This window comes from Pradoshia sp. Z4_20, from assembly GCF_058216035.1.
Genome location: NZ_JBZAJD010000001.1, coordinates 92302 through 104652 on the forward strand (window position 1 = coordinate 92302; position 12351 = coordinate 104652).

The following is a 12351-nucleotide window of genomic DNA, read 5'->3' on the forward strand; positions in this document are numbered from 1 at the left end:
TTAATAAGGAGAGGGTCGGTTTATGAGTAAAGGTAATATAATCGTAGTCGGCGGGGGTCTTGCTGGTTTAATGGCTACCATCAAAATCGCTGAAGTAGGACATAAAGTAGAACTTTTTTCAGTCGTACCCGTTAAAAGATCCCATTCTGTTTGCGCCCAAGGGGGAATTAATGGAGCGGTAAATACAAAGGGTGAAGGTGATTCTCCTTGGGAGCACTTTGATGATACCGTGTATGGCGGTGACTTTCTGGCTAACCAGCCGCAGGTAAAAGCAATGTGTGATGCGGCTCCTTCGATCATTCATATGTTTGACCGTATGGGCGTTATGTTTAACCGTACGCCTGAGGGATTGCTCGACTTCAGACGTTTCGGCGGTACACAGTATCATAGAACAGCATTTGCAGGCGCAACTACTGGCCAGCAATTGCTCTATGCATTGGATGAACAGGTTCGTCGTTATGAAGTGGCGGGTCTTGTTCAGAAATATGAGGGTTGGGAATTCCTTGGAGCGGTGCTGGATGATGAACAGATATGCCGCGGAATTGTAGCACAAAATTTAACCTCTATGGAAATTAAATCTTTCCGTGCGGATGCAGTTATTATGGCAACCGGAGGACCTGGAATTATTTTTGGTAAATCTACGAATTCCATCATTAACACTGGTTCAGCAGCTGCGATTGTATATCAGCAGGGTGCTACCTATGCAAATGGTGAATTTATTCAAATACATCCAACGGCAATCCCTGGGGATGATAAACTTCGATTAATGAGTGAGTCTGCGCGTGGAGAAGGCGGACGTATTTGGACTTATAAAGATGGAAAGCCTTGGTACTTCCTTGAAGAGAAATACCCTGCTTATGGAAATCTAGTTCCTCGTGATATCGCAACACGTGAAATTTTTGATGTGTGCGTGAATCAAAAGCTGGGAATCAACGGTGAGAACATGGTCTACTTGGATCTTTCTCATAAAGATCCTAAAGAGCTTGATATTAAATTGGGCGGTATTATTGAAATCTATGAAAAATTCACTGGTGAAGATCCGCGCAAATTGCCTATGAAAATCTTCCCGGCTGTTCACTATTCCATGGGTGGACTATGGATTGATAACGACCAAATGACTAAAATACCTGGATTATTTGCTGCCGGTGAATGTGATTTTTCACAGCATGGAGCTAACCGTTTAGGAGCGAACTCCCTGCTATCCGCCATTTATGGAGGAAGTGTTGCAGGACCAAATGCGGTACGCTATGTAAATGGACTTGCTAGAAACGCTGATTCCCTACCGGATTCTTTATACGAACAGCATGAGAAGGCTGAAATGGAAAAATGGAATCGTATTATGTCCATGAATGGAACAGAAAATGCTTATTCCATCCATAAAGAATTGGGTGAATGGATGACCGATAATGTAACAGTAGTTCGTTATAATGATAAGCTTCAAAAAACAGATGAAAAGATTCAGGAGCTGCTTGAAAGATGGGAAAACATTAATATTAACGATACGGCAAAATGGAGCAACCAGGGAGCATCATTCACACGTCAGCTATACAATATGCTTCAACTGGCACGCGTTATCACATTGGGTGCCCTGCAGCGTGACGAAAGCCGTGGTGCTCACTACAAACCGGATTTCCCAGAACGAAATGATGAAGAGTTCATGAAAACGACAATGGCTGACTTTGTTGATGGAAAATCTGCACCAAATATTTATTATGAAGAGATTGATGTCTCACTTATTAAGCCGCGTAAACGTGACTACTCTAAGAGCAAGGGGGCAAATTAATTATGGCTACAGAAAGTAAAGTACTGTTTAAGATCCAACGCCAGGATAACCCGAACTCTGAGCCTTATTTTGAAGAATTTGAGTTGTCCTATCGACCAAATATGAATGTCATCTCTGCACTAATGGAAATACGTCGTAACCCGGTTACAAAGGAAGGCAAGAAAACAAGCCCGGTTACGTGGGATATGAACTGTCTGGAAGAAGTTTGTGGTGCCTGTTCCATGGTCATTAATGGAAAGCCACGTCAATCCTGTACGGCATTAGTGGATCAATATGAACAGCCAATTGTGCTGGAACCAATGCGTACTTTCCCGGTTATCCGTGACCTTCAGGTAGACCGTAGCAGAATGTTCGATTCACTTAAAAAAGTTAAAGCCTGGATTCCTATCGATGGTACGTACGATTTAGGTCCGGGACCTCGTATGGCTGAGAAAAAACGCCAGTGGGCATATGAATTATCTAAATGTATGACTTGCGGTGTTTGCCTGGAGGCCTGCCCGAATGTAAATGATAAGTCCAATTTTATCGGACCTGCTCCTGTGTCACAGGTTCGTCTATTTAACGCTCATCCAACAGGTGAAATGCAAAAAGCAGAACGTCTGAATGCGTTAATGGGTGACGGAGGAATTCAGGATTGCGGTAACTCCCAAAACTGTGTTCAAGTTTGTCCGAAAGGTATTCCTTTGACAACCTCGATTGCTGCATTAAATCGGGACACGAATGTCCAAGCTTTCAAAAATTTCTTTGGAAGTGACAAAATCTAAGTCTTTTCATTTTGATAGCCTTAGATGGATGTAAATAAATGTAATATAGCAAGTGAAAAGGCCGTCTGTAATAGTCAGACGGCCTTTTCCGTTTAGCGATTGTGTTATGTTTGTAGAAATATAAATAAATAGGTTAGTACTACATTTGTGATCATACAATAAAGTTTTATTTTTATTCACTTGTAATCTAAGCAAAGGACATGGTCCAAAAAAGATGTATCCACCAGTAAAATAATTACAATTTCGTCGATTTTTCTGTATAATGAGTGAATAGTCATTCATATTTATGGAGAGGTGTGTTCCCAATGGGTAAAATTGCATATATTAAAGACATGGAAGAGTGGAAAGAAGAATTTACTTTTTCTTATTCTATTAAAGTTAGATTTTCAGAGACAGATATGTTTGGGCATTTAAACAATACAGTGCCTTTTACGTATTTTGAACAGGCACGGATTGAATATTTTAAAAGTCTTGGCATGATGCAGGATTGGGTGGATACCAAACATGAAACGATTCCTGTAGTAGCTGATCTTCAATGTGATTTTCTCCACCAGGTTTTTTTCGATGAGAAACTCAATATTAAAGTTAAGGCAAATAAAATAGGCAATTCATCGGTTGATATCCATTATCTTGGTCTACGAGAGGATGGGGTTCCCTGCTTCACCGGTCGAGGAACAGTTGTCCAAATTTCCAGATTAAGCGGTAAGCCGGTAGCTTGGACAGAAGAGATGAAGGAATTGTTTAATGACGGATTGAAGAAGCAACCTCAATCATAAAAACACGTTCATTCTTATCTAAATATAGTCACTCCTTATAGACCAGTCACATACACTATCGTGACTAAATATATACCCAATCCTAAGGTTATGGCTGGTAGCAAGGAGGGTTACAATAGTTGAAGGAGAACGATTTCACTCATAAACCTTTACTCACAAAAAGAGAAAGAGAAGTATTTGAGTTATTGGTACAGGACAAAACAACAAAAGATATCGCTAAGGACCTCTTTATTAGTGAGAAAACTGTGAGAAATCACATATCTAATGCGATGCAAAAATTGGGCGTAAAGGGCCGTTCCCAAGCGGTCGTAGAACTACTTCGAATGGGTGAATTAGAATTATAAGATCATTCAATGATCTTTTTAGAAGCTCGCCTAGCAATTGATCTATTTATCATTGTTCTTGACAATTCCTTTATGAGTCCATAAATTAGGAAGAGTAGCGAATATCAAATCACTATACACGTCATTGTAAAATGTAAAGTATGTGGTTTGAATCACTACTCTATTTTTATGCCCAAGTGGTGGATTGGAAAAGAAATAAACTAATGATAAAGTGATATACAGTCCGGTTTAAATAATAGAGCAAAATGCTGCAAGCAAAAGATAGATAGAGGCGATCTGATTTGGATAGAGAAAACCCAATAGGACTTATCGATTCGGGAGTTGGCGGATTAACGGTTTTTAAAGAATTTATCAGGCAGCTTCCAAATGAAAATTTAATATATCTTGGTGATACAGCCAGATGTCCATATGGGCCCAGACCAATGGAAGAAGTTCGAAAGTTTACATGGGAAATGGCTCATTTCCTTTTGAAGAAGAATATTAAAATGTTAATTATAGCTTGTAATACCGCGACGGCTGCCGTACTTGAGGAAATGAGGGCAAGCCTGCCAATTCCGGTTTTGGGTGTTATTCAGCCGGGAGCTAGGGCAGCGATTGATGTATCAAAATCAAGAAACATCGGTATTATTGGTACGGAAGGAACAGTGCGCAGTAAAGCATATAATAAGGCGTTATTAAGCATTCATCCAAAGGTACACATTGAAAGTTTGGCATGCCCAAAATTTGTCCCTCTGGTAGAAAGCGGGGAATGGAACAGTGCAATTGCTAAAAAAATTGTTGCTGAAACATTAAAGCCCTTGAAAAATAGGAGCATGGATACATTGATTTTGGGATGTACACATTACCCATTGCTAACAGAACCTATATCAAATTATATGGGATCCTATGTGACGGTTATATCATCAGGGGAAGAAACGGCCAGAGAGGCAAGTGTACTATTGGAGCATGCTGGCATGCTAAATAAGGAAACCCCTCAGCCAACCTACAATTTCTATACTACCGGCTCCAGAAGAATGTTTAAATCTATTGCTTACGCCTGGCTTGGTGAAGCAGTTGAAACGGTTGAACATGCTACGCTTAATCAGTTGGTAGATGGAGACTAGTAAAGCAACTTATAAAAACCCTTGCACAATTTTAAGTATGAAAATACTTCGCTAAAATTGTGCAAGGGTTTTTTTAATCCATAATTTTTTTCTGCCTATAAAGGTATAAAATGAGCCAAGCCCCGTATATATGTAGTACAAACAGTCTTAGGAGGAATGGTGTATGCCTTTACGAACGAAATCAACATTGGTTGCTTCGGTACTTATATCATCTGTTTTAGTGTCAGGCTGCGGCTTGTTCGATTTACCAAAAAAAGAAGAAATTGATCCGCCACAGGATGTTACTTATTTGAAGGAGCAGGCAGAGGGTGAAGAAGAAGTTGTCAATCAGGAGGGTGTTAACACCAACGAAGAGGCAGGAAAGAATGAAGAGGCATTAAAGGTTCAAACGGAATTATACTTAATGGATGCAAATGGATATATTGTGCCACAAACCATTCCATTGCCAAATACAGAAAGTGTAGCTAAGCAGGCGGTGGAATATTTAGTGACGAACGGCCCGGTATCACAAATGCTTCCGAATGGATTCAAAGCTGTTTTGCCGTCAGATACTGCTGTTAAAAGTGTAGACATTAAGGATGGAGTAGCCACCGTAGATTTTTCTAAAGAGTTTAAGGAATATAAAAAAGAGGATGAAACGAAAATTCTGGAGTCAGTGACTTGGACTTTAACGCAATTTGATAAAGTGGAGAAAGTAAAATTGCAAATCGAAGGGCAAGCATTAAAGGAGATGCCCGTTAATAAAACAGCAATACAAAACGGAACATCAAGATTAATGGGAATTAATAACGATCATACAGACACGACCGATATTATGAATACACGTCCTGTTACGGTTTATTATATGTCCGGTGAAACAGATAACTATTATTATGTACCAGTGACAAAAAGAATCAGTAATCAGGAAAATGATCATGTAGAAGCCGTAGTCAGCAGCCTGATTAAAGGTCCGGGTTATTCCTCTCCGCTTGTTACGGAGTTCAGACCTGATGTTGCATTAGTCGAGGAACCTAAAATAGAGGATGGCGTGGTTACACTTAATTTTAATGAATCTATTTATTCAAGCTTTGATGGGGAGGAGAAAATAGTATCCGGCCATTTATTAAATGAACTGGTGCTTTCTCTTACTGAGCAAAAAGATATAAAGAAAGTGGCGATTCAGGTAAATGGAGAGGGTGAGCTTCTGAAGGAAGATGGCAAGAAGCTATCGGAACCGGTAACACGACCTGAAACCGTCAATACAGGTAAATACTAATAGTGAAAAAGATGGGCAAGTTCCGTTTAGGAGCTTGCCTGTTTTTAATTTGGACATAAATGGCAATATTGTTTGGACAGGGTGCTTTTTTATTGATTTAGGGTATGCTAAACTAAGCATGATGTATACATTTAGGAGGTACCTATGAGATTTGATGGTCGAAAGAAGAATGAATTAAGACCCGTACATATAGAAACAAATTATATTAAACACCCGGAAGGCTCGGTGTTAATCAGTGTCGGTGATACAAAGGTGATTTGTACAGCCAGTGTAGATGACCGTGTTCCGCCATTTATGCGCGGAGAAGGAAAAGGATGGATTACGGCAGAGTATTCAATGCTGCCTCGTGCAACAGAGCAAAGGACGATGCGCGAATCAACTAAAGGGAAAGTTACTGGACGTACGATGGAGATCCAGCGTTTGATTGGGCGCGCTTTACGTGCGGTAGTCGATTTGGAAGCGCTTGGAGAAAAAACAATCTGGATTGATTGTGATGTGATTCAGGCAGATGGAGGAACAAGAACAGCTTCGATTACAGGTGCATTCGTTGCAATGGCGATTGCGCTCGATAAGCTTCAGGAGGCAGGGAAAATTAGCTCTTATCCGATTAAAAACTATTTAGCTGCCACATCAGTCGGGATGATTGAGGAGCTTGGAGCGGTTCTTGATTTGAATTATCATGAAGACTCTAAGGCTTTAGTGGATATGAATGTCATTATGACAGGCGCAGAGGAATTTGTGGAGCTTCAGGGAACCGGAGAAGAAGCGACTTTCTCCAGACATCAATTGAATGAATTACTTGACCTTGCAAGTGAAGGTTTACAGCAATTATTTACTGTACAGCAAGAGTCATTGGGAGATATAGCAGCTAAAATTCAGTAAAGCGTACCAATTTATACGATTTTTCTCTTGGGAGGAGAAGTTGAATATGAATACCGTTTTAATTGCAACCAAAAATAAAGGTAAAGCAAAAGAATTTGAAGCATTATTTTCCCCAAAAGGGATTAAGGTTATTACCCTATTGGATATTGAGAATGCGATTGATGTTGAAGAGACAGGAAGCACATTTGAAGAAAATGCTCTTTTGAAGGCTAACACTATTTCTGAGCTTATGAATATGCCTGTTTTGTCTGATGATTCTGGCTTGGTCATTGATGCATTGGAAGGACGTCCGGGTATTTTTTCGGCAAGGTATGCAGGTCCAGGAAAAGATGATAGAGCTAATTATGAAAAGGTTCTTAATGAGCTAGAGGGTGTACCTAAAGAAAAACGAACTGCCCGTTTTTATTGTGCAATAGCACTTGTCGGTCCGAAGATGGACCCTATTACAGTTTCCGGAACATGTGAGGGAATCATTGCTGACGCGCCGGATGGCGAGAATGGCTTCGGATATGATCCTATTTTCTTTGTGCCGGAAAAACAAACAACGATGGCGAACCTTGAAGCAGAGGAGAAAAACAGAATCAGCCATCGAGCGAATGCTTTAAAAGAATTAGAGAAAGTACTAAATGAAAAAGTAGTGGAATTCCTATGAAATGTTTAATTGTCAGTGATAGCCATGGCTTACTGGAAGAATTGGACGTTTTGCATGAAAGACATAAAGAAGAGGTCGATCTGTTTATACATTGCGGGGATTCAGAATTATCTCGTGATGATCAAGTAATTCAGTATTATCAAACTGTACGAGGTAATTGTGATTTCGGAGAGGACTTTCCGGAGGATTTAATTGCACATCTTGAAGACTGGTCAATACTTGTTACACATGGGCATTTATACAATATCAAATCTACGTTGATGAATATTAGCTTGAAAGGGAGAGAGGTTGGTGCGAATGTTATCTGTTTTGGCCACTCTCATATAGCAGGTGCAGAAAAAATTGATAACTGCCTGTATATTAATCCCGGCAGTATACGTCTACCGAGAGGAAGTCAGTATAAAACCTATGTGATTCTCGAAAAACAAGGTCAGAATGCAATCGTTGATTTTTACACAATGTCTGGGGAAAAATTACCAGGCTGGCAATTGAAAACAACACTTTCCTAAATCAAAAAAAAGTTGTATAGTAAGTGAAGGGAATATACAGATCAGGATTTGTGAGTTCCCTTCCCTTCACTTTTAAAAAGATAAAAACTTTTTCAAAAAAGTTATTGACTTATAAATAAAGTGATTATATAATAATAAATGTCGTTAAGGACAACGTAAAAAATTAAAAACATGTCCCAGTAGCTCAGCTGGATAGAGCAACGGCCTTCTAAGCCGTCGGTCGGGAGTTCGAATCTCTCCTGGGACGCTAGTAAAAAAAACCTCTTATTTTCATAAGAGGTTTTTTGTTTCTAAATCTAATAAGTATGAAGCTAGAATGATTAAATCTATGGTATAGACAAATTCTCTTCCAAGTCCGTTAATTAAAGAAAGAGGCAAAACCTTTTAAAGTTGGTTTTGCCTTTTTTTACATTTAATATTGAAATTATACAAATAACCTATTTGGATTACCTTTCCCTCCGTTTCTGACTATATAAGTTAAAGGCTGGATGAGAACCTTTTGTGATGATATCCGTGATGATTTTAGACAAGACAGTGCTATAGACAAGTCCGTTATCTCCATAGGCAAATTGAAAATGGCAGTGTGGAAATTCGTCATATTGACCGATAAGAGGAAGTCCATCGTGTGTCCCGCCATAGAAGGCTCCAAGATAAAATTCGGGTTCAGCTTTTATACCGGGAAAGAGCTTATTAAATTCTTCAATAAGCTTCGTCTTTTTATGATTAATTTTTGAATCACGATCCTCAGGATAGATTGTGTTTTCGTCAAGTCCTCCAATGATAATCCGATTATCTGCAGTTGTGCGCATATAGATATATGGGCGTGCTGTTTCCCAAATTAATGTTTGCTTATACCATTCAGATTGCTGAAGATTTTCAACCGGTTTGGTGATAACAGCATATGAACTTGTCAGAAGACAATCCTTATCTTTTTTAAATTCGAGCCCTTCATATCCAGCAGCAATGATGACTTTTCTTGCTGTGATGGAATGATTGCGGTCTGTAAAAAATGTAGCATACTCCTTATTGAATTTTTTACCGGTTATTTTTGTATCCTCAAATATTTGTACACCCTTTTGATGGGCTGCTTGAATCAGGCCATGATTATATTTAAATGGATTGATTTCCCCATCATTATGGATATACAAGGCTGATTGCTTAGAAAATGGGTAACGCTCTTTAATTTGGCTTTCGTTAAGCAGATCGACAGGGAAGTCGTGCTTGATCAAATAATCGTATTCTCTTTGTAACTTCGTCTCTCCTTGGGGATCACTGGCATAATAGAGGCTATCCCTTCGTGTAAACTCGGAATCTAAATTTAGTTTTTTCGATGTTTCTTCAATTTCAGAAATGGCTTGCTCGCATAATTTTGTATGGTAAATGGCTGATTCTTCCCCAAAGGAATTGATCAACTCAAACAACATCTTATCTCCTAAATATTGAAGGAGGGCGGTGTTGGTCATAGTGCTGCCGGTACCAATCCTTCGTTTATCAACTACAGCCACCTTAAGTCCTTTGTCGCTTAAAAGGTATGCGCACTGTGCCCCTGAACTTCCTCCCCCAACAATAAGAACATCACAAAGTATATCTTCCTCCAACGATGGATATACAGGAGGATTAGGATAAGTTGTTTGCCAATAATATTTGCCGCTCTGCAGGTTCATAATCCGTGCTCCTTTTATAGAAGTGATTTGAAATAGAATTCCCTGCTGAAATGAAAGTATACCTGTATCAAAGTGTAAGATTATTGGATGGAGCGAGAGCTTAAAAAATATAATATGACCACTTTATAATCTGAATAAGCAAAAAAGAAACACCTCTCTTATTATAGAAACATAAGAGGGGTGTATATACACATTAATCAATATAAACAGATCTCACCAACGTGCGAACAGATTCTTTTCCGTTAGGATGCTTGGTCTTGATATCGACTGTCATATTATAGACACCTGGCTTCGGCACTTTTGGCAGTTTGGCAGAGAAATCTATTCCGTTGGTTGTCTTAGGGAGGACGGTTTGCGTCAATTCGATACCGTCTTTGTCGATTAATTTAATTGAGAAGCTAGCTGTTCCGGAATGCTTAGGGGCACGGATGGTGAAGTCCGTCAGCTCTGCTTTGCCTGTTCCGGCCATCTCCAGTTTATATATTTCCTTTTCGTTAAAGGTAGAGGCTAATAGATAGGCATCATCAGCTTCCGTTGCCTTTATTTGTACCGTCCATGTACCAGGAGTGAATTCTTTGTTATAAAAGGTATATAAGCTGGCACCGGAAAAAAGTATCTGATCGACAGTCGGCTTAGAGGCGGGGATGATGGTACCATCTGGTGAAATCAATTCGACACCTGTTGATGAGTGGGCCGTATAGATCGAGATTGTACCGGTGGTTTTTTGCGGAATATAGATCTCTTTTTTTACAAGTTGATTTTGGGCTAAGGCATCCCCATGAATATAATGAGAAGATGTATTTTGAATGGCCGATTCATTTTGCTCGGGATCGGCTGTTGATTTAATTTGTGTAACTGTGGCAGTGCGCATATAAGGCTCAATCCGCGAAAACACCTTGGAGCCCATCCGAATATTATCATGGTCAATTGAGCTGTCTGTAAACAGATGTGTACCATAGGATAGTTTGGAGCTTGTTTCAGTGACCAATCCATCATTAGCCCCGTATGAAGATAAATAGGCGCCTCCCAAGGATAGAGCGGAGAAAGCAGGTCCATGATCCGTTCCTGCCACGGTATAGTACTTATTCTTGTTTCTATTCGTATGCCCATCCGTTACAGAGCGGAATCTCGCCATTTCCCCAAGCTGCAAAGAATAGGTACCAGCATCGTTTTGGCCAAGCAAATCTCCGAGCCACCCAGCATACCAGCTATATGCCAGGTCTGCCAGCTCTGAACCACGATGTGGTGAACCTAGTGTAATAACCTTGCCGACATAGGGGTGGGCTCCATAGTGTACTAGGGCTGCTTGAGTATCTGGTCCTCCTTTGCTGTGAGCGATGATGTTGACTTTCTGGCCATTGAAGTGTCGGGAGATATCGGCTAGCATCGATGCAAGTAATTCTCCGTTCGTATACTGATTTTCCGACCCGTTTCCGGCTGCATCATAAAGCTGGACAAAGGCGGTTTGATATCCGGCTTCATACGCCTTTGTATACATATCATTCACGCCATGATATTCTGTTTCACCGTACCAACTGGTTGAACTGCCATTTTTCCCTTGGACAAAAACAATCGGAGGTTTAGCTGGATTTAAATTCGGCGGCCGTTCACCCAGGAACCATTGGCCTGGCGTAAAGGTTTCATCAGGTGGTTTCAGCTTGCCGGCTGAGGTTTTTGTAGGCAGGCTGAATGGTAAGAAAAGAAGCGCAGCTGATAGAATAACACCAATCCGTTTCTTCATCGTATCCTTCATATGATCCTCCATTCAAATCAGTCTTTTAATACAAAAATAATTTTATGATGATTAGAGGTTTCGTATTCTGAAGCAAATGGCTCAAAATGTATTAGGAATAATTATGTGTGCAAGATTCTTTGAATGTGGAAGAGGAGTTTTCTTTGGTTGATAAAACGTAGTCAGAGTAGGTTTCTTTAGATAAAAACATTTATTAAATGTCATAATGAGAGCGGTAGATACAATCTTTATCTATTTAACTATACAATCATTTTGACTTTTTTTACAATTTAAATGTGGCATACAAGCATAGAGGAGAAATACTGTTATTAAAGAAAAAATAACTAAGAGATTTTCTGTACGTGGGAAATTGAAGGATGAAAACGGAATGGGCCTTGAATGGCTGTGGATTTATGGATATTCACAGTCAACACCTAGGTCTATAGTAGATCTTGACTGAATTCACAAAAAAGGTTGTCCCTTATGCTATTAATGCATTTGGGACAACCTATTACCTGTAAATTAATGAGAGTGTTTCATATTCTCTTCAAGTACACTTGCGACCTTTTGGAATTCTTCGTCGCTTTCAATTTCGTGAAGTTCACCGTCTTCGTCAACACGGAAAAAGAATATTTCCATATCTTCTTCTGTTTCGAGTTTGATTTCTTCCACGAGTGCGGTAACAGCGTATTCTGCTCCGTCTACATCCAATGTACCTAGTACTTCAATTTCTTCTTCCTGTCCATTTTCGCCTTCTAATACAAGGATTTCTCCCACTTCAATTTTCGCCATTTGATTACTCCTTTAACGATTTACTTGTCCGCTTAGTATATCCATTATTGATAGGAAAAACAACTATTAATACCCAGGTGCGAAGCTTAGAAAAA

General features: G+C 39.7%; 12 protein-coding genes and 1 tRNA gene. 10 read left to right on the top strand and 3 right to left on the bottom strand.

Annotation, left to right across the window (positions count from 1 at the left end; all coding sequences use genetic code 11):
- The first annotated feature begins 22 nt into the window (after positions 1-22).
- From sdhA to AC4BHP_RS00440, 10 genes are all read left to right on the top strand, one after another.
- Complete coding sequence (gene sdhA, locus AC4BHP_RS00395) at positions 23-1783, top strand: succinate dehydrogenase flavoprotein subunit (protein ID WP_066108728.1); 1761 nt, start codon at positions 23-25, stop codon at positions 1781-1783.
- Between the two features lie 2 nt (positions 1784-1785).
- Positions 1786-2547 carry a succinate dehydrogenase iron-sulfur subunit gene (sdhB, locus tag AC4BHP_RS00400; RefSeq protein WP_066108725.1) on the top strand — a complete coding sequence of 254 codons (762 nt, stop codon included), beginning with the start codon at positions 1786-1788 and terminating at the stop codon, positions 2545-2547.
- Positions 2548-2852: 305 nt separating this feature from the next.
- Positions 2853-3323: an acyl-CoA thioesterase gene (locus AC4BHP_RS00405; RefSeq protein ID WP_066108722.1), complete on the top strand. Its 471-nt coding sequence runs from the start codon at positions 2853-2855 to the stop codon at positions 3321-3323.
- 119 nt (positions 3324-3442) lie between these two features.
- Positions 3443-3667, top strand: coding sequence for a helix-turn-helix domain-containing protein (locus tag AC4BHP_RS00410; protein WP_066108719.1), 225 nt, complete (start codon positions 3443-3445; stop codon positions 3665-3667).
- Positions 3668-3948: 281 nt separating this feature from the next.
- A complete protein-coding gene (racE, locus tag AC4BHP_RS00415; protein WP_066108716.1) occupies positions 3949-4770 on the top strand; it encodes a glutamate racemase in 822 nt (273 codons plus the stop codon).
- A gap of 163 nt (positions 4771-4933) precedes the next feature.
- Positions 4934-6025: a GerMN domain-containing protein gene (locus tag AC4BHP_RS00420; RefSeq protein WP_066108713.1), complete on the top strand. Its 1092-nt coding sequence runs from the start codon at positions 4934-4936 to the stop codon at positions 6023-6025.
- Positions 6026-6169: 144 nt separating this feature from the next.
- Positions 6170-6907, top strand: a complete 738-nt coding sequence (gene rph, locus AC4BHP_RS00425; RefSeq protein ID WP_139892820.1) for a ribonuclease PH — start codon at positions 6170-6172, stop codon at positions 6905-6907.
- A gap of 46 nt (positions 6908-6953) precedes the next feature.
- Positions 6954-7559 carry an XTP/dITP diphosphatase gene (locus AC4BHP_RS00430; protein WP_490551064.1) on the top strand — a complete coding sequence of 202 codons (606 nt, stop codon included), beginning with the start codon at positions 6954-6956 and terminating at the stop codon, positions 7557-7559.
- Positions 7556-8068 (top strand): metallophosphoesterase family protein, encoded by a 513-nt coding sequence (locus AC4BHP_RS00435; protein WP_066108704.1) that lies wholly within the window; start codon positions 7556-7558, stop codon positions 8066-8068. Before AC4BHP_RS00430 ends, AC4BHP_RS00435 begins: the two co-directional genes overlap by 4 nt.
- Before the next feature lie 173 nt (positions 8069-8241).
- A tRNA-Arg gene (locus AC4BHP_RS00440) sits at positions 8242-8315 on the top strand.
- Between the two features lie 199 nt (positions 8316-8514).
- Here AC4BHP_RS00440 and AC4BHP_RS00445 read toward each other — a convergent pair.
- From AC4BHP_RS00445 to AC4BHP_RS00455, 3 genes are all read right to left on the bottom strand, one after another.
- Positions 8515-9732: an NAD(P)/FAD-dependent oxidoreductase gene (locus AC4BHP_RS00445; RefSeq protein WP_140462244.1), complete on the bottom strand. Its 1218-nt coding sequence runs from the start codon at positions 9730-9732 to the stop codon at positions 8515-8517.
- A gap of 193 nt (positions 9733-9925) precedes the next feature.
- Complete coding sequence (locus tag AC4BHP_RS00450; RefSeq protein ID WP_490551065.1) at positions 9926-11485, bottom strand: esterase/lipase family protein; 1560 nt, start codon at positions 11483-11485, stop codon at positions 9926-9928.
- Positions 11486-11986: 501 nt separating this feature from the next.
- Positions 11987-12256: a DUF1292 domain-containing protein gene (locus tag AC4BHP_RS00455; protein ID WP_066108697.1), complete on the bottom strand. Its 270-nt coding sequence runs from the start codon at positions 12254-12256 to the stop codon at positions 11987-11989.
- Positions 12257-12351 lie beyond the last annotated feature (95 nt).